Genomic DNA, 22,710 nt, shown 5'->3' on the forward strand with positions numbered 1-22,710 from the left:
GGGCTTTTAGTAGACGTCTCGCTGGTAGCGCTTTTGTTTTTTCATGGTGGCCAGGTACTCGGCGGCATGATCGAGGGTGCCGTTCGAGCCCCTGGCGATGACGTCGAGCAATGCGGTTTCTACGTCCTTGGCCATGCGGGTAGCGTCGCCGCAGACGTAAAAGTAGGCTCCCCGCTCCAGCCACTCGTAGAGTTCCTTACAACGCTCTTGCATCCGATCCTGGACATAAACCTTACGGGCCTGGTCGCGGGAGAAGGCGGTGTCGAGGCGGGTGAGGACGCCGTCCTTGTGCATGGACTGGAACTGATCTTTATAAAGAAAGTCCATGGCTTCGCGCTGTTCGCCGAAGAAGAGCCAGTTGTCGCCGGTCTGGCCGGTGGCCTGGCGCTCTTCGAGGAAGGCGCGGAAGGGGGCGATACCGGTGCCGGGGCCGATCATGATGACCGGCATGGTGGTGTCTTCGGGTAGGCGGAAGTTGTTGTTGGAGTGAAGGAAGATCGGCATTGTTGTGCCTTCGCCGGCGCGGTCTCCCAGGTGTCCGGAGGCCACCCCTGTCGGTCGCGGCCGTGGGACTCGTATCGGACTACCCGGACGGTGGTCTGGACGTTGTCCTTGTGCATGGCTTGGCTGGAGGCGATGGAGTACATGCGGGGGTGAGGCGCTGGAGGACGTTGAAGAGCTGCTGGGGGTCGGTGACGACCCTGGGGAAGTCGGTGGCGAGGTCGACGAACTCGCGTCCCCAGCAGTACTCCTCGGCGCGGGCCTTGTTTTCCGGGCCGACGAGGCATTTGAGGCCTTCGATGGTGGGTGCAAGCTTGGCATACTGGCCTACGGAGCCGCGGGAGAGCTTGCCGATGCCGAGGCGGGTGCGGAGGGCTTCTTCAAGGCTGATTTCGACCTTGTAGTGGTCGAGGACGCGCTCGCGACCGGTGAAGTGGAGGGCTTCGAGGGCCTCGGCTACGGCGATGGCGCGGTTTTCGGGGATGATTCCGACGGCGTCGCCGGGGGTGTAGGTCATGCCCTCTTCGATGGTGAGCTCTACGTGGCGGGTCTCCTTCTCCGAACCCTCGCCGGTAAGGAGGCGGTTGTAGGTCACGGTGGAGAGGAAGGGGTTGTTGCGGGTGTATTTGGACGCGTGTCCGGTCGATTGCTGGTCTTTTTGATCTTCCACTACGGTCATTTTTCTATGGTAAAACGCATCGGGGCAAAAATGGTTGCAAGACGTGTTCTTTTGCGGTCTTTTCGTGGTGTTTCGCTGGTCCGTTGTGCCGATTTCGTGGTGTGGGTTCCGGTTCTTGTTTCACGTTCTTTCCAAATCCGAGTCTCTTTTGACCCTCCCCTCCCCCAGGGTATCCTGCAGCGAAGTCTTTTATTTTCATGAGTTTGCAAGCGGCAGGTGCCTGCAAAATATTGATTGCAGGTGGTTTATTCACAAAATACTTGTTTTGTGCAACTTGCAGGTTTGCTCGTACCTCCGCCAGCGGGCCCTTTTCGATAAAACTTGTGTTTGGGTGAAAAGACATGGGCCGGAGATCAAACCCTTTTTGCTCTGATTCCATTATAGAAGTGCGAGCAGAACTCATGCGCCAACCAAATGCTCTTTGCCATGAGCGACTTAGGTGAATTTGGGGCTTGACAGCGTTTTTGCGCCATTACTGACCAGGACCGGCTGGCGGCGCAAGAGATTCGAAAGTCGCATCCGCGCTGTCTTAGTGACCGATGCGAGATGGTCTCGGGCGGTTGGGGGTGAGGAATGCGGGGGTCTCTCCACTACGCCGTGCGATAAGACCGCACGGCTCCGGTCGAGATGACACTTCAATAAGAGTTTTGCGCAGTTCTCGGGGGTGGTGCAATAAGAGTTTGCGCAGGTCTCGGGCGCGGGTGGCGGGGTGAGGAATGCGGGGGTCTATCCACTACGCCGTGCGATAAGACCGCACGGCTCCGGTCGAGATGACACTTCAATAAGAGTTTGCGCAGGTCTCGGGCGGTGGTGCAATAAGAGTTTTGCGCAGGTCACGGGCGGTGGCGGGGTGCACAGAGATGCTCGACTAAAGTTCTGGACGGGTTCTCAGGCTGGGGTGGGGTGTTGGCTGTTGTCGATCAGGGCCATGACTGGGTGGACCAGAGTGACGATGGTGTCGACGATCTCGCTGGAGGGGCGGCGGTTGGGGGTTTGGGCCCACTCTCTGGCGGCGCCGTAGATTGCCCATGCGGCGGTGGCCGCGATCATCTGAGGCGAGGTTGGTGCGGCGGAGGGATGTTTTTCGAGACCTTCGAGGAGCATGTGGCGGACGACAGCGATGACAGCGGACTCCATGTGGGGCTCCATCTGTCCGGGGCGTTCGGAACAGGGGAGCTGTGCCGAGGCGATGAAGTCGCAGACACCCAGGACGATGGCACGGAGGGCGGAGTCGCAGGTGCCGTTGAAGGTGACTCCGCGGGCGGAAAGCAGTTCGTTGAAGCGGGTGCCTACGGTGCACTCGAGCAGGGCGAACTTGTCGGGGTAATGGTCGTAGAAGGTGGCGCGGTTGATGGTGGCGGCTTCGGCGATGTCCTGCACCGAGATGCTGTCAAACTCCTTATTTTTCATGAGGGTGACGAGGGCCTGCTGGAGAAGCTTGCGCGTTCTGAGGATGCGCGGATCCATCGTCTTCTCCGGCATCAGTTCCGGAATCTCGGCGAGTTTTGCTGGAGAGCTGGACATACGACTGAGCCTATTTTACTCGGTTTTGACGACATTGCTTGCTTAAACGACATTTGTCGTGTTTTTCTGAATCGACACAAGCTGTTTAAACGTCAGATGTCGTATAGGAGATTTTGCCATGCCCACTTTGCTAGTTGTTAATTCCAGCCCCTTTCACGAGACCTCGGTCTCCCGCCATCTTTCCGAGGAGTTCGTTCAGAACTGGAAGCAGGCGAACCCGAACGGGAGAGTGATCACTCGCGACCTCGCCTCGAGCGATCTGAAGACGATCGATGCTGCCTGGGTTGGGGCTGCGTATACGCCCAAGGATGCTCGCACCCCTGAGCAGAACCAGGCCCTCGCGTTGTCGGATACGTTGCTCGGCGAATTGAAAGCGGCCGATGAGTATGTCTTTGGCGTGCCCATGCACAACTTCGCGGTCCCTTCGGTGCTGAAGCTGTGGATTGATCAGATTGCCCGTGTGGGCGAGTCGTTTTCGTATGCGGACGGAACGCCGAAGGGTCTGCTGCAGGGCAAGAAGGCTGCGTTTCTGGTGGCCTCCGGTGGGGCTTATAACGCGGGGACGGCGATGGCTTCGTTCAACCATGTTGAGCCTTATCTGCGGTCGGTGTTTGGTTTCCTTGGGGTGACGGATACGAGTTTCCTGTCGGCTGGCGGCGCTGCTGCGTTGATGCACGGGCTGGATCGGGCTGCGTTCCTGCAGCCGCATGTTGAGGCGATCCGTTCGCAGTTCGTGGCGGCGTAAACATCAGTATGCGGTCCGGTTTGTTGCCGGGCCGCATCTGAAGACTGGAGTAGTAACGATTTGGAAGGTTCAGGAGGTTGAGATGAACGTTGTGGTGTACGGAGCGACAGGAAATTCGGGCAGTGAGATTGTGAAGGAGCTGATTACGCGTGGACACAAAGTGACTGCGGTAGCGCGTAAGGTGGATTCGCTGAAGGCGGAGCAGGGAGTGACGACCAAAGCGGACGATCTTTCCAACGTGGACGCGATAGCGGCGATCGTCAAAGGCGCGGATGCCGTGGTGAGCGCTTACGCTCCTCCGCAGGACGATACGGATGCGATTGTTAGCGTGACCGAGCGACAGATTGCCGCGGTGAAGAAGGCGGGAGCAGGGCGGCTGGTGGTGGTTGGTGGGGCTGGCTTGCTGGAGGTTGCGCCTGGAGTCACTCTGATCAAGTCGGGATATCTTCCGGCGGAGTATTTGCCGATTGCCACCTCGCATGAGAAGGCGCTGGAGGTGCTGCGGAAGTCTGATATCAACTGGACGTATCTGAGTCCTGGGGCGTACTTCGTGCCGGGACCGCGGACTGGTAAATTTCGGCTGGGAACGAAAGAGCTTGTCTCGGATGCGAAGGGAGAGAGCAAGATCTCTTTCGCAGATTATGCGATTGCATTGGTGGATGAGCTTGAGAAGCCGGCGCATGAACGGTCATCGTTTTCGGTTGGATACTGAGCTCGGATACCGATCTCGGAAGATAGCTTTAGGGGCGGCTGATGTGGCCGCCTCTTTTCTTTGGTGCGATAGCTATAGGCGCTGGTGGTCGGGGCGCCAGTTGACGATGGCTTCCTTGATGGCCTTGGGGTCCATGTTTTTGGTGAGGGCGCGGCGGGCGAGATCGGGGAGTTCGGCGTCGGAGGCGAAGCGGAGGGCGATGAGCTGGGGGACGGTCAGCTCGTCGATGTGAGAGCGGTCGGCGGCGGGGAGCAGAGCCTGGAGGCGGAGGCGCTCTTCGAGGCGGATGATGCGGTCCTGATTTTTTAGGGCATAGCTGCGGGCGCGCTCGGCTATGAGGAGGAAGACGACGGACATGACGATCTGCCAGAGATGGGTGTGCTGGTAGGAGGGCCAGTTGTGGACGGTGATGTAGATGGAGAATGCGAAGTTGAGCAGAAGCAGGGGGGCGAGAATGAAGTGGAAGAGCGGGTCGCGACGCGTGTAATTTTTGAAGTTTTGCGGGGCTGGCATGAGCGAGTCCTCTTTGCGCGAAATGATGGCGGGGCCAGCATAGCACCCTTGCGTGTTTTGGGTGCCTGAAAGCGAGAACAACGACAGAAGCAGAATCCCTGCGGGATGACAACAAAAGAACAAGCAACCCTCCAGCAAGAGCAAGGCGGGTGGGGTAGCCTTGAGGGATGAAGAGTTCAGCTATCGCAAAGACGGGGAAGAAGCGGATTGGCGTGCATGTGGGGACTGCGGGAGGGACGTGGACTGCGGTGGAGCGCGCAGTGGCGGCGGGAGCGAATACGTTTCAGATTTTTTCTTCAAGTCCGCGACAGTGGCGGGCGGCTACGGTGAAGCCGGACGACGCGAAGAAGATGCGCGAGCTGAGGGCGAAGCATGATGTGGGGCCGGTGTCGTTCCATGCGAGTTACCTGATCAATCTCTGCAGCCAGACGGAGAGTGTGCGGACCAGTAGCGTGGGCGCGTTTCGTGGGGAGGTGGAGCGTGCGCTGGCGCTGGGGGCGGAGTACCTGGTGCTGCATCCGGGGAGCTGGAAGGGGCTGACGCGCGAGGAGGGGTTGCGGTTGGCGGCCGAGTCGATCGAGAAGGCGATTGATGGGGTGCCGTGGCAGGGGAAGGACTTCAAAATTTTGATTGAGAATACGGCGGGCGCGGAGTTTTCACTGGGAGGAAAGCTGGAGCAGGTGGCGGAGCTGGTGGAGACGCTGAAGCCGTGTGCGCCGGTGGGAGTGTGCCTGGATACATGCCATGTGCATGTGGCGGGGTATGACCTGGTGTCGCCGGATGGTTATTTGGAGACGATGCTGCTGGTGAAGGATACGGTGGGCTTCGATGCGGTGAAGGTGTGGCACTGCAACGATGCGAAGGCGGCGATGGGCTCGAAGCTGGACCGGCACGAGCATATTGGAGAAGGGACGATTGGGGCGGAGGTGTTCCGGCGTCTGCTGCACGATGAGCGGTTTGCGCATGCGGCGTTTATTGCGGAGACGCCGGTGGACGCTCCGGGGGATGAGGCAAGGAATGTTGGGGTGTTGCGGACGCTGGCGGCGGGCTGAGACGGTATCGTAGTGGTGGCGACCTTTACTTTGGGAGATCGATTGGAATCGAAGGGCTGAAGACGAAGGATGTGGATTTGAAGTAGATGGAGGTGCAGTGGGGAAGGACGACGCCTGGGGCGTTGCCGAAGAAGTCGACGCGGTCGAGGCCCTTGTCTTTGAATCCTTCGTAGAAGCCGTAGCCTTCGGAGTTGTCGCAGATGATGATTCCGTCCGGGGCCAGACGTTCGCAGGCGATGTCGATCATTTGAGAGCGGGTGAGGCCGTCGATTACGATGACGTCATAGCGGGCGATTGTCTTCGTGGAGAGGATTTGAGCGACTTGCGCTGCGTCGGTGCTGGGGGTGTTTTTTGTACGTAGTGCAGCTCGACGTTGGCGGGCAGGCCGGAAGCGATGCGATCGTGCCAGTCTTTCTTTCCTTCGAAGGTAACGACATGCTTTGCGCGTGACGACCACCACAATGTGGATTGTCCGCCTCCGAACTCGAGGATTGTTTTGCTGGTGTAGTTGCGGGCGCTGAGAAAGTCCAGGGTTGGGTAGGTGTACCAGGGGATGGGTTCGCCATGCCGGGATACGGCAGCCATCTTCAGGCTGCTACGAAAGTGACCGGTGCGGACGCTGTAAAGAATGGGAGTGAGGATCGCGGTGAAGCTGTTCCGGATGGGGTTCGACAGCCAGGCGGGAAGTAATTTTTTTATCGGAGCGAATGCTTCGCGAATGGCAAATTGCGACACGTGTTGTTCCTTGTAAGACGCTGGCTGATGCTGCGGCATGGATTCGTGTGGGGCGGTCATCAGGCGCTGAAGATGTTGGTGTCCAGGAAACGGTTGCGGAACTTTCCTTGTGGGTCGTATTGGTTGAGGAGGGCTTTGTAGTCGGGCATCCTGGGGTAGAGACGCTGGAGGGTTGCGGGCGGAATGGTGTTGACCTTGGCCCAGTGGGGACGCGCGTTGAAGGGGGCTAGTTTTTCTTCGATGAGTGGGAGGAGGGCCTGGACGGCGTCGTTCTCTGGCTTCCAGGTGAAGTGGATGGCGAGGGATGGGCGCTGGTAGGCCATGCTGAGCCAGAGGTTGTCGGGGGCGACGGTGCGGAGCTCGGTGATGTAGAGGTGCGGGGTGATGCGGTCGCGGAGTTGTTCGACGGCGAGGATGGCCTCGTAGGCGTGCTCGCGGGGGACGAAGTATTCGGTCTGAATCTCGGCTCCGCTGCTGGGGGTGAAGTTGAGCTTGAAGTGGGGGAGGCGCTCGTACCAGGGGCCGGGGACGCCGAGTTGTTCGGTGCAGCTTTCGGCGGAGTGGCCGGCGACGGGGTGGAGTTTTTGTTTGGCTTGCTTCGCACCGAAGAGCTCGGGCTCGAATTTTACAGAGCTAGCGCCGGGGTCGAGGCGGCGTTTGACCCAGACTTCGGTGGCCTGGTGATTTTGCCAGTTGGTGAAGAGGCTGACGCTGTAGCCGCTGAGGTAGATCTCGTCGAGGTGATGTTCGAGCTGAGAGAAGGAGAGGTTTTCGTAGACGACTTGTGCGACCTGGAAAGTAGGCTGGAGGTCGAGAGTGGTTTTGGTGACTACGCCAAGGCCGCCGAGGTTGACGACCTGGCCGAGGAAGTGGTCGCCATCTTTGGCGCGGGAGAGGATGTGGAGATTGCCCTCGGCGGTGACGAGTTCGAGTCCGGAGACGATGGTGGCGAGGTTGCCATTCTTGCTGCCGGAGCCGTGGGTGGCGGTGGCGCAGGCTCCAATGACAGAGACGTGAGGGAGCGAGGCGAGGTTGGGGACGGCGAAGCCCTGCGCGTCGATGATGGGGGCGAGCTTGCCGTAGGTGACACCTGCGCCGACGGTGGCGGTGCGGGCTTTGGCGTCGATGTCGATGGAGTCGAGCTGCTTGAGGGAGATCTGGGCGTGGGTGCTGTCGGCGATGGCGTTGAAGGAGTGGCCGCGGCCAAGGGCGCGTAGTTTGTCGCAGCTTTTGACGATCTGCTGGACGTCTTCGGTGGTTTTGGGTTGATAGAGAGTGTCGGTATGGAAGGTGAGGTTGCCGGCCCAGTTGGTCCGCGGGGCGGCCTGGTGAGCGGCTTGCAGGGCGGACTGCAGGCCTGTTTGCTCTTCGGTTGCCGAGGCGAAGCGCGAGAGCATGGTTCCGGTGAGGATGGAGCAGGAGCCTTTGAGGAACTGTCGTTTATTCATGTCGCATACTCGTTTCGAGTGAATCCTGCGCCTGGTTTCCGGATGGAGCGTGCAGCCACCGCGAGATTGTCGGTCAGGCCTTTATAGGGATTCGATGGGAGCGATGCAAGGGGTTCGACCGGAGGAATGCTGGAACGTCTGGTCCGGCGGGAGAGGAGCGATCGCTCAGGTCGCCTGGAGGGGCGTGGTTGCTTCTTTTTTGTTGTAGCTGAAGTACCGTTTGAGGCCGAGGAAACGGGATTCGTAGACGTGGTAGCTGAGAAGCGCGACGGGGATGGTAGCAGCCATGACGACACAGGCTCCGGCGACAACCCCGAGGGCTTTGGAGTGGAGATGAGTGCCGACGTAGAGACGTGTAGGACTGGTGAGCATGGTATCGAGCGAGTAGTGAAAGACGTAGATGCCGTAGCTGTATTTACCGAAGAAACGCAGAGTCCTATTGGCGAAGAGTTGCTGGGTCTTTGAGCCGGGACGCAGGGCCATGGCGATGAGAGCCGCGCAGGAGATGGCGACGAGAGTGAAGCCGAAGGTGGGGACGAAAAAGTTCGTCTCCCATACAAGGCCGTGATAGCGGAGGCCGGTGAGAAGAAGAATTGTCGCGCAGATTGCGAGTATGCGGGGAGCGAGTGCCAGTAGGCGCTGGCGAGCGGAGGTGCGGAGAAGGATGCAAAGGCTGCATCCGAATAGGAGGTTGTCGGCGCAGGAGAAGGTGGGGGAGTAGGCGAGGTAGAGATTGTTGAGGTGGGGTCGCAGGGCTACCAGGACGATGCGGAGGGTGAGGATCGCCAGGCATGTGAGGAGGCAGAAGTTGATGAGGGTCTGGAGGCGCTTGAAGCGATAGACGAGGAATGGCCAGACGAGGTAGAACTGCTCCTCTACCTGGAGGGACCAGAAGTGATTGATGTTGAAAGGGTGCAGAGTGAGAGGGCCAACGTTCCAGGGGACGATGTTGGCGGTGTACGTCAAAAAGTAGAACGGCCAGCCTGACCAGACGAAGTGTAGAGGTCGGGTGAGGAGAAATAGCACAAGCAGGACGCCGTAGTAGAGGGGAAGATGCGGAGGGCTCGGCGAGCGTAGAAGGTTTTGAAGAAATGGGGGCGGGTGCGTGTGTCCAGCAGGATGCCGGTGATGAGGAAGCCGGAGAGAACGAAGAAGAGATTGACGCCGAGGTAGCAGGATTCGCGGAACTGATTGAGAAGGTCTAAGAGCTTTGAGCCGGTTTCTGGGTTGGACGAGAAGATGTGAAAGAAGAGAACCAGGAGAATGGCGAGGCCTCGTATGCCGTCGAGTGCTGGAATGTGCTGAAATCCGCCAGGATTTTCTGGGTCGCCGGAAGAGACGGGCTGCGCGGGGAGGCCGGAGGCATGTCTGGATTATCGGTTATTTGCGGAGAGGCCACCAAGACAAATCGCTCTCGGGAAGGATTGCGTGTCTGGTTGCCTGGCATAACGCGTTCGCTCGGTGAGTCGAAGGGTGGCCGGATGGTGCGGGAAACGTTGGGACGGGCTGGACGGTTACAATCGAATGAGTATGCCTGAGACACGAACGAGCGAAATCGACGGGAAAATAGTGAATATTGAGGATAGTTCTTCTGGTGCGGAGGGGAACCAACCGCAGCGATATAGCCCCGCTGAGATCGAGCCGAAGTGGCAGGCCCGGTGGGATGCGGATGCTTCGCTGTATGCGGCAGAGGCGCATGACTCGGGCAAGCCGAAGTACTACTGCCTGGAGATGCTGCCGTACCCGAGCGGCGCGCTGCACATCGGGCATGTGCGCAACTATGCGATTGGCGATGCGCTGGCTCGGCATATGTGGATGCGCGGGTACAACGTGCTGCACCCGATGGGGTGGGACGCGTTTGGTTTGCCGGCGGAGAATGCTGCGCTGAAGAATGGCGTGCCGCCGCGGGAGTGGACGTTTGCGAACATCGCTGCGATGAAGAAGCAGTTTCAGCGGTTGGGGATGGGCTTCGACTGGACGACCGAGGTGACGACCTGTCTGCCGGAGTACTACCGGTGGAATCAGTGGTTCTTCTTGAAGATGTTTGAGAAGGGGCTGGCCTACCGTAAGAAGAGCAAGGTGAACTGGTGTCCGGATTGCCAGACGGTGCTGGCGAACGAGCAGGTGATCGGCGGACGCTGCTGGCGGCATGAGGATACGGTCGTTGAGCTGCGCGATCTGACGCAGTGGTTTTTGCGGATTACGAAGTATGCGGATGAGCTGCTGGACGGGCTCGATAAGCTGGAGGGTTGGCCGGAGAAGGTCCGGACGATGCAGCGGAACTGGATTGGGCGGAGTGAAGGAGCCCATGTTGATTTTGCTGTTGCGGATGGTGATGCAAAGATCACTGTCTTCACGACGCGTGTGGATACGATCTTTGGGGCGACGTCGGTACAGCTTGCGCCGGAGCATGCGGTCTCGAAGGCGTTTGCGCTGGAGGATGACGCGCTGCGGGTGCAGATTGAGGCGTTGCTGGCTGAGCAGCAGAAGGCGCGAGAGACGGATGCGCTGGGTGCGATTGAGAAGCATGGCGTGAATACGGGGCGGTTTGCGGTGAATCCGTTCAACGGGGAGCGGGTGCCGATCTGGGTGGCGAACTATATTCTGGCGGATTATGGGACGGGCGCGATTATGAGCGTGCCGGCACATGACGAGCGGGACTTTGAGTTTGCGCAGAAGTATGGGCTGACGGTGCGCCGGGTAATTGCTCCTAATATTGATTCAAATAATTTATCGCTGCCGTATACCGGTGAAGATGAGGCGGTGCTCATCGATTCCGGCCAGTGGACTGGAGAGAACTGCCTTGAGGCGCAGGAGAAGATGGCTGCGTTTGCGAAGGCGAATGGATTTGGTACTCCTACGGTTACGTATCGGTTGAAGGATTGGGGTGTGAGTCGCCAGAGGTACTGGGGGACGCCGATTCCAGTGGTGTACTGCGACCAGTGCTCGCCGGACGAGCCCTTGCCGGTGGCTGAGAGCGAACTGCCGATTGTGCTGCCGGAGCAGATTGATATCACGCAGACGAACGGGTCGCCGCTGGGCCGAGTGCCGGAGTTTGTGAATGCGACGTGCCCGAAGTGCGGTGGAGTGGCGCGACGGGAGACGGACACGATGGATACGTTCGTCGATTCGAGTTGGTATTTCTACCGGTATACGGACGCGAAGAATGCGACGGCGCCGTTTGATTCGGAGAAGGCGAACTACTGGTTCCCGATCGATCAATACATTGGCGGAGTGGAGCATGCGATTCTGCATCTGATCTACTCGCGGTTTTGGACGAAGGTGATGCGGGATCTTGGATTGATCAGGAACGATGAGCCTGCGGAGAGGTTGTTTACGCAGGGGATGGTGATCAAAGACGGCGCGAAGATGTCGAAGTCGAAGGGCAATGTGGTGTCGCCTGACGACATGATTGGGCGGTACGGGGCGGATGCGACGCGGATGTATGCGCTGTTTGCGGCTCCGCCGGATCGTGATCTTGAGTGGCAGGAGGAAGGGGTTGCGGGGATCTCGCGGTTCTTGGGGAAGGTATATAGGCTGACGACGAAGTACTCCGATGCTGCACGCGCGGCCAACGGTGCTTCACGCGAGAGTGCAAGCTCTCCGCACGAGCAGGTGTTGTTGCGGCGGTTGCATCGGACGGTTGCGAAGATCACCCAGGATTTCGATGGACGATGGCACTTCAATACTTCCATCTCGGCCATCATGATTCTGGTGAACGAGATTACGGCGAACGAAGCTGCGATGGATGCTGGCGAGATTTCGCCGGCGGCTTTGGCTGAGGTGTTTCGCGGGTTGATTCTTTTGCTGGCTCCGTTTGCGCCGTTCTTTGCGGCGGAGATGTGGGAGCAGCTTGGTGGCGAAGGTGTGGTGTTTCGCACGGCGTGGCCGGTGGTGGACGAGGAGCTTGCGCGGGAGGAGGAGGTTGAGATTCCGGTGCAGGTGAACGGCAAGCTGGTGACAGTGGTGAAGGTGCCTGCTGGCAGCGACGAGGCTGTGGTGAAGGCTGCGGCTTTGGCTGATCCTAAGGTGATCGCGCGAATTCAAGGGAAGACTGTGGTGACGGTGATTGTGGTGCCGGGTAAGCTTGTGAATCTTGTGGTGAAGTAGTGGGCGAGTTGCCGCAGGATGGAGTAGTGGTGGCCGCTGGGACTGTGCGGGGGACGCAGTCGTTTGTGCATACGCTTTCGGAGTGCTGGCGGCGGCCTTCGCTGACGGCGCTGGAGGTGTTGTGGCGGTGGGCCTATGGAATTCCGATGCTGCTGTTGCTGCGGTATGAGGGGTTGAAGATTTTGCAGGCGACGCCGTTGGACTATGCGGGGCTGAAGAGTATGACGGTGGTGGATCCGCTGGGGTCGGCGCAGACGCTGGCGAAGGCGTTGGCGCTGCTGGTGCCGCAGGTACTTGGTGTTGCGATGTGGCTGGCTCCGCTGCTGGTGGTGGCGTGGGTGGTGGTGTCGTCAGCGGGGCGGACGGTGGTGTTGCGGCGGGCGGATGGGCGGCTGCATGCCCGCGTGGGGACGCTGATTGTGTTGCAGGCGGTGCGGGTGGTGGCGCTGCTGGGGAGTTTTGCCGTGTGGTTCTGGTGCATGGAGCGGGTGGCGGCGTGGACGGTGACTGGACCGATTGCGCTGGGTGGAGAGCCGAACCTGGTGGCGTATTTTTCGCTGGTGATTGTGGCGACGTTGGGGCTGTTTACGCTGTGGGCGGTGGTGAGCTGGGCGCTGTCTGTGGCTCCGTTAGTGGCGATGTTGCGTGGGTTAGGTGTGGCGGGGAGTCTGGCGGCGGCGTTTCGGCTGGGGGCGTTGAAGTCAAAGCTGGTGGAGATCAATCTGGTGATGGGGATCGTGAAGATTGCGCTGATTGTGTTGGCGATGGTGTTTTCGGCGACTCCGCTGCCGTTTGAGAGTGTGACGACTCCGGAGTTCTTGCTGTGGTGGTGGGTGGGGGTTACAGTTCTTTATTTTCTTGGATCTGACTTCTTCCATGTGGCTCGGCAGGTGGCTTATCTGCAGCTTTGGCGGGCTTACGAAGGTTGAGTAGCTGTGCTGCCGGACGGGCGCCCTGCGCGGGCCGCGGTCACTTCGTGACTTGTAATAGCTTCGCGTGGTGCTCCCGTTGGTCGCAGGTTGAATCGTGCCGACCAACGGGAGGACCAAGGTGTCGGTCCTGCCAAGACCGGTACACAAGTCACGATGTGACCGCGGCCCGCGCAGGGCGCCCGTCCGGCAGGACACCTACTCAGAAGATTTTCCTCTCGACGGCACGCAGATTCTGCATCATACGGGAATCGGCTTATAGAGCGGAGGTTGAGTATGTCATTTGGGATCTATGCGATTGGCTATTTGATTCTGATTGCAGGTGTGGCTTATCTGGCTCACTTGATGCACATTCCTCAACACTACATTGTGGCGATTGCGGTGATCATGCTGGGAATCGGCGTTGTGACGGGTGTGCAGACTACACGACATAAAGACCCCAGCTAGCGAGACAGCCGCGGACATCCGGGTACTAAAGTTTTTTCCCTTTAGGCGGGAGATACTGCATCCTATCTTTGCATGGGCCCCTCATCCCCCTTTGGAGAGAGATCATGTCCTCTGCCTTGTATGTACTCGCGTATCTGCTGTTGATCGCCGGTGTGTCTTATCTGGCTTATCTGAGTCATATTCCTGAGTCGTACATTGTTGCCATTGCGGTGATCATGCTGGGGATTGGCGTGGTGAGCGGCATGGAGAGTGCGCGATTGAGGAACTCGGAGTACCGACGCGGGCCCGGCCTCTACTGAGGAGAGGCCTCTGAGGAGAGGCGTCGCCCCCACGTTTACACTGGGTAGGTGGATACCTCAACGATCGTCATTCTGGATTTTGGGTCGCAGTATACGCAGCTGATTGCGCGGCGTATTCGTGAATTCAATGTATTTTCTGTCGTACTGCCTTGTACGGCTCCGCTCGAACAGGTGAAGGCGCTGAACCCGAAGGGTGTGATTCTTTCGGGCGGGCCGTGCTCTGTGTATGACGCGGATGCGCCGAATGCAGATGAGGGTGTGCTGGCGATGGGTGCGCCGGTGCTGGGGATTTGCTATGGGCTGCAGTTTATTGTTCATCATCTGGGTGGGAAGGTGGTGGGGGCCGCGGCGCGGGAGTATGGGCACGCCGAGGTGACGGTGGTGGCGGAGACGCCGCTGTTTCGCGGGCTGCCAGGGACGCTGGATGTGTGGATGTCGCATGGCGATGAGGCGGAGACGCTGCCGGTGGGATTTCAACTGACGGCGAAGACCTCGAATGCGGTGGCGGGGATTGCGGATGAGGCGAGAAGGATCTGGGCGGTGCAGTTTCATCCTGAGGTGGCGCATACGCGGCAGGGGATGGAACTGCTGAAGAACTTCTGCCTGGATATCTGCGGGGCGGAGCAGGATTGGACGCCGGAACATTTTATTCAGTCGACGGTGGAGCGGGTTCGGGCTCAGGTGGGAACGGGCCATGCTATCTGCGGGTTGAGCGGAGGCGTGGATTCGAGTGTGGCTGCGGTGCTGGTGGCACGGGCGATTGGGGATCGGCTGACTTGCATCTTTGTGAACAACGGCGTGCTGCGGAAGGATGAGTTTCTGAAGGTGCAGACGACGATGCGCGAGCAGTTGAGGTTGAATGTGGTTGCTGTGGATTCTTCGCAGCGGTTTCTGGAGAAGCTTGCGGGCGTGACCGATCCGGAGCGGAAGCGGAAGGTGATTGGGAACGAGTTTATCGCTGTGTTTGATGATGAGGCAAAGAAGATCTTTGAAACGGAGAAGAGTGCGGGGGAGGAGGTCGCGTGGCTGGTGCAGGGGACGCTTTATCCGGATGTGATTGAGTCGAGCAGCGTGCATGGGCCTAGTCACACGATCAAGAGCCACCACAATGTTGGAGGGTTGCCTGCGGATATGAAGCTGAAGTTGATTGAGCCGCTGCGGGACTTGTTCAAGGATGAGGTGCGGCGGATTGGGCGGGATCTGGGGATGCCGGAGGAGATTATTGAGCGGCAGCCGTTCCCTGGGCCTGGGCTGGCGGTGAGGATTCTGGGCGAGGTGACGGCGGAGCGGGTGGCGATGCTGCAGGAGGCAGATCAGATTGTGGTGGATGAGATCAAGAAGGCTGGACTGTATCGGAAGGTTTGGCAGAGCTTTGCGGTGCTGCTGCCGGTGAAGTCGGTGGGGGTGATGGGGGATCAGCGGACGTATGCCAATACGTGTGCGGTGCGGGCGGTTGAGAGCGAGGATGGGATGACGGCGGACTGGGCTCCGCTGCCGTATGAGGTGTTGAGGACGATTTCTAGCAGGATTGTGAGTGAGGTGCGGGGGATTAATCGGGTGGTGTATGACATTACTTCGAAGCCGCCTGGGACGATTGAATGGGAGTGACGCTTGTCCTGCCGGACGGGCCTCGTGCGCGGAGGGCGGTCACTTCGTGACTTGTGAAAGCTTCGCGTGGTGCTCCCGTTGGTCGCGAGCTAAAGTCCGTGCCGACCAACGGGAGGCCCTAAAAAGTTAGTCCCGCCAAGAGCGGTATACGCGTCACGAAGTTACCGCTCTCCGCGCAGGAGGCCCGTCCGGCAGGACAGAGCTAGCCTACGTAGGCTGCAGCGTCGGTGATGTCTGTTCCTGCGTTCAGCTTCATCGCGCGGAATAATACGGTCAGCAGCGCGGAGACGGCGAGATTCAGAAGCAGGGCGGGTACGGCTGCGTACATCGGGTAGGTGCTGCCGAAGAGGTGTAGCGGGTAGACCGAGCTCTTTAGTCCCAGAGCTACCGCCATGGCTGTGCCGCTGAACATGCCTGCCGCCCAGCCGACGAGCAGAGCCCAGGGATTGAACCATCGTGTGAAGACCCCGAGCACAACCGACGGGAAGAGCTGGCCCATCCAGATTCCGCCAAGCAACTGCATCTCGATTGCGTAGGGTGCGGGCAGTTTTAGGACGAAGATCAGTGCGCCGAACTTTACGACCAGCGACACGATCTTGGCCATGCGGGACTCTTCTTCTGGGAGCATCTTTCGCTGGATCAGCGCGCCGTAGAGATTGCGTGTGAAGAGATTGGAGGCGGCGATGGACATGATGGCAGCGGGGACGAGTGCTCCGATGGCGACGGCGGCCAGGCAGAAGCCGGCGAACCACTCGGGAAACATCTTGAGGAAGAGAAGCGGTACGGCTTGGTTGGGATCTTTGGTGACGACTCCTGCGGCGAGTGCGAGATAGCCGAGCAGCGCGATGAGTCCCAGGAGAAAGCTGTAGGCGGGGAGCATGGCGGCGTTGCGGCGGACTACGTTGGCGCTCTGCGCACTGAGGACTGCAGTTGCGGTGTGCGGATAAAGCATGAGCGCTATGGCAGAGCCGATAGCGAGGGTCGAGTAGCCGAGAAATTGGCCTTGCCTCAGGTAGATGGTGGCGGTTGGCGTGTGGTGTGCGAGGAGTTGATTGGCGAGTTCGAAGACTCGTGCGTAGCCGCCGAGTTTGTAGGGGATGTAGATCAGCGCGGCGAGGACCATGACGTAGAGCATGACGTCCTTGACGATGGCGATGACGGCTGGGGCGCGGAGGCCGCTGGAGTAGGTGTAGGCGGCAAGGATGACGAATGCGGTTGCGAGGGGCCACTCGCCGTGGATGCCCATGGCTCCGATGACGACGCGGATGCCGACTAGTTGCAGCGCGATGTAGGGCATGAGGGCGAGGACGCCGGTGAGCGCGATCGCGATGGTAAGCCAGCGGTTGCCGTAGCGGCCGCTGACGAAGTCCGCAAAGGTTATGTAACCGTGACGATGGCATACTGTCCAGAGGCGCGGCAGGACGAGCATCATGTAGGGATAGGTGATGACTGCGTAGGGAACCGCGAAGAATCCCATTGCGCCTGCGCCGTAGAGAGCTGCGGGGACCGCGATGACGGTGTAGGCGGTGTAGAGGTCGCCACCGATGAGAAACCATGTGATCCAGGTGCCGAAGCTCCGGCCCGCGAGGCCCCACTCTTCGAGCGAGCCCATTCCTGTCTTCGGCCTTCGCCATCGTGCAGCCCAGAATCCGGCGAGCGTTACAAGTAGGAAGAAAAAACTGAAGACTACCAGTGCCGTCGTATGCAGTTGCAATCGTTCACCCAGCTCTAAAGATTTGCTGCACTCAAAGGTAAGAGGATCTTAGCGCAACTGGCAGGGGATGATCAGTTGCGCGGTGTGAGGTTAGTTGGCTGAGTTAACTCCGTCCGTTCTCGGTCCACTCATAGACGACTACGCCGAGGTCGTTGAGTGTTTTGATGACGGCCTCCATGTTTCGCCGAACCTCCGGGCGTGCGGCGACGGGGACCTCGTGCGCCTCTTCGACGGCGACGACGCGCCCATAGGGCCAGGAGTTTTCAGGGATTGCATTGAGCGCGGTAGGAAGGTCGACTACGCGGACGTTCAGGTCGCGGCGACGCGCGCCGATGGGCCGCAACATTCCGCCCACACCGAGGCCACTGGTGTTGGAGTCGGCGACGACCACGTGCAGCGTTGCCATTGCGCCCTGCACGGTGAGGTAGGGATTCTCCCAGAGATTCAGGTTCTTTACCGCCATGTAGCGGGTCTTCGAAGGAGGCGGAATCAGCTCCATTTGCTGGCGCGCGAGGTTAGTCTCCTGCTGGTGTTCGGCGGCGAGCGCATTCTGCTCGGCGACGTTGGGGATGGCGGGCCGGGAACAGCCGGCGAGGGCGAGCGGAAGCAGAAGGGCAGCGGTAAACGGCGAGTATCTGGGTAGCGAGTGTCGGAGTGGCGAATATCTGGGCACGATGACCAGCATACCAAGCCATGGCATCGATCAAAAGGTCAAAATTCCCTGGAATTGTCTGCAAAGATTGGAGAATTATCGTCCTGTCCATATGGGGGAGCGCTTTTCCAGGAAGGCCTTCGTGCCTTCTTCCTTGTCTGAGCTTCCGCAGAGCCGCCCGAAGATCTTTGCTTCCATGTCGATGGCTTCTTCGAGGGTCATTTCGCCTCCGTTTTGCACGGCTTCGATGCAACCGGCGACGGCCAGTGGGGCCATGCCGACGATTGCTCTGGCTAGAGTCTCTGCTCGTTCCATCAGCTTGTCTGGAGGAAGGACCTCATCAACCAGTCCGATTCGGAGTGCCTCGGCGGCCCCAATCATCTCGCCGGTCAGGAGGAGTTTGAGCGCCATGGGCTGGCCTACGAGGCGTGGCAGGCGTTGGGTTCCGCCGTAGCCGGGGATGAGGCCGAGCTTTACCTCGGGCTGGCCGAGACGCGCGGTTTCGCTGGCGAGGCGCATGGTGCAAGCCATGGCGAGCTCGCAGCCGCCGCCGAGGGCGAAGCCGTTGATGCAGGCGATGACGGGCTTGCCGCAGGTCTCGATGAGGCGAAAGACGCCTTGGCCGCGGCGCGCCTTTGCCTCTCCTGCGGCTGCGTCTGTGGCGGCGAGTTCTTTGATATCTGCGCCCGCTGCGAATGCCTTCTCGCCGGAGCCGGTGAGGAGGATGACCCGAACGGCTGGGTCCGCGGCGAGCGCTGTGAAGACGGCTTCCAGTTCGTTGAAGACCTGGGTGTTCAGGGCGTGGAGCACCTGGGGACGGTTCAGGGTCACTCGCGCTACCTGATCCTTTATCTCGCACAACAACGTCTCGTAGTTCACAGACCTCTCCTCTCGCGGCGATGTCGCGTCGCACTCCAGACGATACAATCGAATCTATGATTAAGGGAATTACGCACGTCAGCGCGATTGCGTCAGGGGCTGAGTTCGACCGGATCTCGAGCCTTTTCTCTGCCCTTGGCTTCGAACAGGGCAAAGGATGGCAGGATGCGAAGGGCCGCGGTGCTGCATTTCTTGCGCCGATTGGCAATCTCGAGTTTGTCACGGGCCGGGAACCGGCGGTGCCAACAGTGCTGATCGAGGTCACGCAGCTGGATCACATCCGTTCGCTGGTGGAGACGTGGCTGCTTGCTAGTTATCGTACGGAAGAGATCCGGGACGTTCTTTCCGATGCTGAGTTGACGCACTGGAACAGCAGGCTCTTCACCGTGCAGATCACTTCAGAGCTGAGGATTGGCTTTTGGCAGTCGGAGAATCCGCTTCACGGCCAGCCTGAGGCTGTTGAAGGCGACTTGAGCGCTGCGAATATGCGGTTCGCCGTGGTGACGACGCGCTGGAATACCGTGATCACCGACCGGCTTCTACAGGGCTCTCTCGATGCGCTGCATCGTAGCGGCGCTGCACGGAAGGACATTGAGATTGTTCGTGTTCCCGGGGCGTGGGAGGTTCCGTCGGCTGCGCGCACGCTCGCGGAGTCGAAGAGGTTCGACGCGATTATTACGCTGGGATGTTTGCTTCGAGGGGAGACGGCGCACTACGAGGCTATCTACAATGAGGTGGCGCGGGGGATCGGGCAGTCGCAGCAGGAGACTGGGGTTCCTCATGCGTTTGGTGTACTGACCTGCGAGACGCTGGAGCAGGCGCTCGACCGCGCGGGGCTGAAGGCAGGAAATAAGGGCTTCGAGGCGGCCAGCGCGGCGATTGAGATGGTGTCGATTCAGCGCAAGCTCGCGGCGCAGAACGGCCAGGGGAAGAGCTAATGGGGACACGCCGCAAGTCGCGCGAACTCACCATGCAGATGTTGTTTCAGGGAGACCTGGGCAAGCAGTCGCCCGCGGAGGTCCAGAAGCTTTTTTGGGCTTCGGTTGAAGATGTCGATGCCGAGACGCGTGGATTTGCAGAGGATCTTTATCGGATTGCAACGACTCGCGATGAAGAGATCGACAAGCTGATCGAAGAGCACGCGCAGAACTGGCGACTGGAACGGATGCCGGTGGTCGACCGAAACCTGCTGCGTGCCTCCGTGGCGGAGATGCTGGGCTTTCCGAATACACCTGCTGCGATCATCATCAACGAGACGCTGGAGATTGGACGGCGATACGCTGCGCCTGAGTCGATTCACTTTCTCAATGGTGTTCTGGATGCGATTGCGCGTGATCTGCTGAAGAAGCGGCTCGCGTAGACGGTGTCCTGCCGGACGGGCGCCCTGCGCGGGCGGCGGTCACTTCGTGACTTGTAATAGCTTCGCGAGGTGCTTCCGTTGGTCGCAGGCTAAATTCCGTGCCGACCAACGGGAGGGCCTGAGGGTTAGTCCAGCCGAGACCGGTACACACGTCACGAAGTGACCACTGCCCGCGCAGGGCGCCCGTCCGGCAGGACCGATTCTAGGAAGTGGCCTTGCGTGGCTTCTGTACCAGCAGGTTCGGAGTGACGATGTTTCCGTTCACGTCTGGCAGCTTCGGTGCGATGGGGGTTGTCGTGTCCTTGTAGGTACCGTCGGTTTGTTTGGTGATGAGGTGGACGGCGTTGTCTCCCGAGGTCCCTGCGAAGAAGGTCAGGTTGTCTGCGCTGACTACGCCGGTGACCGGTGCGATGGGAGTGCCGAGCGCGGTCGACAGAGGGATGCTTCCCAGGGTTCCGGCACCGGTGGGCTGAGGGGTATAGGTCGGCACAACCGCTCCGCTACCCAGATAGGTGACGAAGGCGACCTTCGAGTCCGAGGTTGGGAAGACGCCGGTGATGGCTGAGGCGGTGACGCCGGGAAGCGCACCTGTGAAGGCGGTGGAGGTGGGGAACTTCTGCGGTGGGGTGTCCTCTGCCGGGCAGGCACCGATCGGCAACCGTGGTGCGGCGGCAGCGGTAGCGCTGGCTGGGGTTCCGATGGCTAGGTCGATCAGGGTTGGAGTCGGCGTGACGGTCGCGCCGAGAACGTGAAGGCCATCGTTGGTGGTGGCAATTCGATCGGTCTGCGGTCCGAGCACTCCGGCATCGGGGTAGAAGAGGTTGGTCGTGGTCGAGGAGGTTGTCGGAGGGACGCCTACCGTGGTGGTTACCGGGCAGTAGGAGCGGGCCGTGGTTGGATTGCCGCCGAAGAAGGCTCCTACGCTTGGCACACCGATGGCCACGTCGGTGGTCGGTTGAGATGACGTGGTCTGATACCAGCCGGTGAAGCTGGAGTGAACCAGCAACGTATTGTTGGGAGTCGTGACGCCGGTCGAAGAGTTGTAATCGCCGAGTGTGATGTAGACGGTTGTGCTGTCTGGCGAGAAGACGGCGTGGGTGGCAACGCCGCCGTACTGCGTCTGAATACCGCCGACGGTGGTGGTGGTGGTGCCGGTAGTGCCGGTGGTGCCGGTGGCGCGGCCGCTGGTGCTGTAGAGATAGACGAACTGGCGGATTGGGTCGGTGAGGACCAGCGTTGTGCCGTCGGGCGAGACTGCGAGGACGGTGCCGGGTACGGTCGTGTCCTGGGCGGCGATGCTGTTGGACGCCGCATTGAAGGTCATGAGCTCGAAGGCGCTTCCCATGAAGATGGCGCTGCCGTCGTTGCTGATGACCATGGAGTTGGGCTGATAGGGCAGGCGAACCGGGTTACCGAGCTGAGTCTGAGTGAAGTCCACTGGCACGAGATAAAACGAGTTCGTGCTCGCGATATACAGATTGGTGCTATTGGTGCCAGGGGCTGTAACGAGGACAGGATTCGAGGTGACTGCTTTTCCGTTGCCGAAGAGGCCAATCTGGTTGAACGGGGACGGGTTGCAGGTGGGCGGCTGGCAGACGGCGGTGATGGCGGCGGCGCCGGGAAAGATGGGGGTCACCGAGGCGGCGGAAGCAGCGGGTATGGTCGTCGGAGTTGTGGACTCGAAGTTGAGAACGAGTCCAGTGAGGATTGTTCCGTGCGCATCCGTTGGCACGGCTTTGATCGGTTGAACGTTGTTGGGATTTACGGTCACGCTGGTTAAGTTGCTTGTGCCGCTGGAGGCGGTGAGGGCGATCGAGACGGGCGGGCAGGTGGAGAAGAAGCCAGCGGAGCTTCCGGCATTCGCGATGTTTGCTGTAATTACAGTCGATCCCGGCTGTTGCGCGGTGGCGACGCCGTTCTGGTCGATGGTCACGACGGAAGCGGTCTGCGGGGCGTAGGAAAGATGACCTACCTGACAGCTGATATTCGCGCCGTTTCCGGCCAACACTCTGGCTGCAAGCTGAGTGGTGACGAACTGAGAGACGCAACCTGTTGCGGCGACTGCGTTCACTGTGGGTGTAACCGGGACGGCGCAGCACCCGTTGCCATTGGTGGTTTGTGCGCAGGTCGTGGTCTGGGTGATGAAGGCCGCAGGGCTGCAGTTGGTCGCCGGATCGTTAATGCAGTCGGTCGAGAGCGGCCCAAGGGTCACGTTGGTGACCACGGGATGGACGAAGATCGGGAGGGGTTGCTGCTGACTCCGCCACCGTTTGCTACGACATAGACTGTGCCGGATTTGTTGGTGGGGTTGCAGGTGGTGAAGTCTGCGATGCCGCCGCCTGTGTTCCTGTTCCAGGTGCCTGCGCAGAGCCGGCCAGTGGTCGGCTGGACATCGGCGATGGTCATGTCCGGCTGGCCGTTGGGGAGAAAGGTGGCATAGGTGTAGCTCGACACCGTCACGGCTGTGCCCTTGCAATCGATTGCAGTCGGTGTGGTGACCTGTCCGATCTGCGCAAAGTTCAGCGAGACGCCGAAGATTTTGGGTTGTAACGCGATGTTCGACACCTGACCCACGGCAGGGCCGGTGTCTCCGCCGTTGCAGAAGACTGTGGCTGTTTTCTTGGAACAACCCGAAATGGAGACGCCGAAAGGAATCGTGAAAAGCAGAAGAAAGACTAACGTGGTAAACCGACGCATTGAACCTCCCCGTCCAACCAGAACTCAAGCTGAACGGTCACACCGCAACCGCTGAATAGCTGAACCCATAGTGTAAAAGCTGCACAGACCGGAAGCAAATATTCCG

The 22,710-nt window shown here is 59.8% G+C and carries 25 protein-coding genes; 10 read left to right on the plus strand and 15 right to left on the minus strand.

The features are described from left to right. Positions 1-6: 6 nt before the first annotated feature. From RBB80_RS13410 to RBB80_RS13425, 4 genes are all read right to left on the minus strand, one after another. Positions 7-549: a hypothetical protein gene (locus tag RBB80_RS13410; RefSeq protein WP_433968699.1), complete on the minus strand. Its 543-nt coding sequence runs from the start codon at positions 547-549 to the stop codon at positions 7-9. Between the two features lie 34 nt (positions 550-583). Further along, positions 584-1,171 (minus strand): hypothetical protein, encoded by a 588-nt coding sequence (locus RBB80_RS13415; protein WP_433968700.1) that lies wholly within the window; start codon positions 1,169-1,171, stop codon positions 584-586. A 13-nt stretch (positions 1,172-1,184) separates the two neighbouring features. Further along, positions 1,185-1,583, minus strand: a complete 399-nt coding sequence (locus RBB80_RS13420; protein WP_433968702.1) for a hypothetical protein — start codon at positions 1,581-1,583, stop codon at positions 1,185-1,187. A 485-nt stretch (positions 1,584-2,068) separates the two neighbouring features. Beyond that, on the minus strand, positions 2,069-2,704 hold the full coding sequence (locus RBB80_RS13425; RefSeq protein ID WP_433968703.1) for a TetR/AcrR family transcriptional regulator: 636 nt from the start codon (positions 2,702-2,704) through the stop codon (positions 2,069-2,071). 118 nt (positions 2,705-2,822) lie between these two features. Between RBB80_RS13425 and RBB80_RS13430 the strand changes: the two genes are divergently transcribed. Further along, positions 2,823-3,449 carry an FMN-dependent NADH-azoreductase gene (locus tag RBB80_RS13430; protein ID WP_433968704.1) on the plus strand — a complete coding sequence of 209 codons (627 nt, stop codon included), beginning with the start codon at positions 2,823-2,825 and terminating at the stop codon, positions 3,447-3,449. 82 nt (positions 3,450-3,531) lie between these two features. Beyond that, positions 3,532-4,161, plus strand: a complete 630-nt coding sequence (locus RBB80_RS13435) for an NAD(P)-dependent oxidoreductase (RefSeq protein WP_433968706.1) — start codon at positions 3,532-3,534, stop codon at positions 4,159-4,161. 72 nt (positions 4,162-4,233) lie between these two features. Here RBB80_RS13435 and RBB80_RS13440 read toward each other — a convergent pair whose 3' ends face one another. Beyond that, a complete protein-coding gene (locus tag RBB80_RS13440; RefSeq protein ID WP_433968708.1) occupies positions 4,234-4,674 on the minus strand; it encodes a DUF6526 family protein in 441 nt (146 codons plus the stop codon). A gap of 167 nt (positions 4,675-4,841) precedes the next feature. Here RBB80_RS13440 and RBB80_RS13445 point away from each other — a divergent pair, with 167 nt between their 5' ends. Next, positions 4,842-5,726, plus strand: a complete 885-nt coding sequence (locus RBB80_RS13445) for a deoxyribonuclease IV (protein ID WP_433968710.1) — start codon at positions 4,842-4,844, stop codon at positions 5,724-5,726. 25 nt (positions 5,727-5,751) lie between these two features. On the opposite strand, the gene RBB80_RS13450 is transcribed toward RBB80_RS13445, so the two are convergent. The 5 genes from RBB80_RS13450 to RBB80_RS13470 form a co-directional block, all read right to left on the minus strand. Continuing rightward, the gene (locus RBB80_RS13450) at positions 5,752-5,973 is read right to left on the minus strand and encodes a hypothetical protein (RefSeq protein WP_433968711.1); all 222 of its coding nucleotides are present in this window, start codon (positions 5,971-5,973) and stop codon (positions 5,752-5,754) included. A 23-nt stretch (positions 5,974-5,996) separates the two neighbouring features. Beyond that, positions 5,997-6,461 (minus strand): hypothetical protein, encoded by a 465-nt coding sequence (locus RBB80_RS13455; protein ID WP_433968712.1) that lies wholly within the window; start codon positions 6,459-6,461, stop codon positions 5,997-5,999. Between the two features lie 59 nt (positions 6,462-6,520). Continuing rightward, positions 6,521-7,909 (minus strand): FAD-binding protein, encoded by a 1,389-nt coding sequence (locus RBB80_RS13460; RefSeq protein WP_433968714.1) that lies wholly within the window; start codon positions 7,907-7,909, stop codon positions 6,521-6,523. A 165-nt stretch (positions 7,910-8,074) separates the two neighbouring features. Further along, on the minus strand, positions 8,075-8,935 hold the full coding sequence (locus tag RBB80_RS13465) for an acyltransferase family protein (protein WP_433968716.1): 861 nt from the start codon (positions 8,933-8,935) through the stop codon (positions 8,075-8,077). Beyond that, positions 8,872-9,207: an acyltransferase family protein gene (locus RBB80_RS13470; RefSeq protein ID WP_433969661.1), complete on the minus strand. Its 336-nt coding sequence runs from the start codon at positions 9,205-9,207 to the stop codon at positions 8,872-8,874. The genes RBB80_RS13465 and RBB80_RS13470 overlap by 64 nt, the downstream gene beginning before the upstream one ends. Positions 9,208-9,439: 232 nt before the next feature. On the opposite strand from RBB80_RS13470, the gene leuS reads away from it, so the two are divergent. The 5 genes from leuS (at position 9,440) to guaA (ending at position 15,302) form a co-directional block, all read left to right on the plus strand. Further along, the gene (leuS, locus tag RBB80_RS13475; protein ID WP_433968718.1) at positions 9,440-12,019 is read left to right on the plus strand and encodes a leucine--tRNA ligase; all 2,580 of its coding nucleotides are present in this window, start codon (positions 9,440-9,442) and stop codon (positions 12,017-12,019) included. Continuing rightward, positions 12,019-12,948 carry a hypothetical protein gene (locus RBB80_RS13480; protein WP_433968720.1) on the plus strand — a complete coding sequence of 310 codons (930 nt, stop codon included), beginning with the start codon at positions 12,019-12,021 and terminating at the stop codon, positions 12,946-12,948. Before leuS ends, RBB80_RS13480 begins: the two co-directional genes overlap by 1 nt. A gap of 276 nt (positions 12,949-13,224) precedes the next feature. Continuing rightward, the gene (locus RBB80_RS13485; protein ID WP_179585662.1) at positions 13,225-13,395 is read left to right on the plus strand and encodes a hypothetical protein; all 171 of its coding nucleotides are present in this window, start codon (positions 13,225-13,227) and stop codon (positions 13,393-13,395) included. Between the two features lie 104 nt (positions 13,396-13,499). Further along, a complete protein-coding gene (locus RBB80_RS13490; RefSeq protein WP_433968722.1) occupies positions 13,500-13,694 on the plus strand; it encodes a hypothetical protein in 195 nt (64 codons plus the stop codon). Positions 13,695-13,742: 48 nt separating this feature from the next. After that, positions 13,743-15,302: a glutamine-hydrolyzing GMP synthase gene (gene guaA / locus RBB80_RS13495; RefSeq protein ID WP_433968723.1), complete on the plus strand. Its 1,560-nt coding sequence runs from the start codon at positions 13,743-13,745 to the stop codon at positions 15,300-15,302. Positions 15,303-15,504: 202 nt separating this feature from the next. On the opposite strand, the gene mctP is transcribed toward guaA, so the two are convergent. From mctP to RBB80_RS13510, 3 genes are all read right to left on the minus strand, one after another. Next, positions 15,505-17,016 (minus strand): monocarboxylate uptake permease MctP, encoded by a 1,512-nt coding sequence (gene mctP / locus RBB80_RS13500; protein ID WP_433968724.1) that lies wholly within the window; start codon positions 17,014-17,016, stop codon positions 15,505-15,507. 103 nt (positions 17,017-17,119) lie between these two features. Continuing rightward, entirely contained in the window at positions 17,120-17,689 is a 570-nt protein-coding gene (locus tag RBB80_RS13505; RefSeq protein ID WP_433968725.1) for a hypothetical protein, read from the minus strand. A 75-nt stretch (positions 17,690-17,764) separates the two neighbouring features. Next, complete coding sequence (locus tag RBB80_RS13510) at positions 17,765-18,547, minus strand: enoyl-CoA hydratase/isomerase family protein (RefSeq protein WP_433968727.1); 783 nt, start codon at positions 18,545-18,547, stop codon at positions 17,765-17,767. A 56-nt stretch (positions 18,548-18,603) separates the two neighbouring features. Between RBB80_RS13510 and ribH the strand changes: the two genes are divergently transcribed. Then, positions 18,604-19,485 carry a 6,7-dimethyl-8-ribityllumazine synthase gene (gene ribH / locus RBB80_RS13515; protein ID WP_433968728.1) on the plus strand — a complete coding sequence of 294 codons (882 nt, stop codon included), beginning with the start codon at positions 18,604-18,606 and terminating at the stop codon, positions 19,483-19,485. Further along, entirely contained in the window at positions 19,485-19,907 is a 423-nt protein-coding gene (gene nusB, locus RBB80_RS13520; RefSeq protein WP_353072311.1) for a transcription antitermination factor NusB, read from the plus strand. Before ribH ends, nusB begins: the two co-directional genes overlap by 1 nt. Before the next feature lie 202 nt (positions 19,908-20,109). Here nusB and RBB80_RS13525 read toward each other — a convergent pair whose 3' ends face one another. After that, on the minus strand, positions 20,110-22,131 hold the full coding sequence (locus RBB80_RS13525) for a hypothetical protein (protein ID WP_433968730.1): 2,022 nt from the start codon (positions 22,129-22,131) through the stop codon (positions 20,110-20,112). Next, positions 22,116-22,604, minus strand: coding sequence for a hypothetical protein (locus tag RBB80_RS13530; RefSeq protein ID WP_433968732.1), 489 nt, complete (start codon positions 22,602-22,604; stop codon positions 22,116-22,118). Before RBB80_RS13530 ends, RBB80_RS13525 begins: the two co-directional genes overlap by 16 nt. Between the last annotated feature and the right edge of the window lie 106 nt (positions 22,605-22,710).

The sequence above is a fragment of the Tunturiibacter gelidiferens genome, assembly GCF_051013345.1.
Lineage (GTDB): Bacteria > Acidobacteriota > Terriglobia > Terriglobales > Acidobacteriaceae > Edaphobacter > Edaphobacter gelidiferens_A.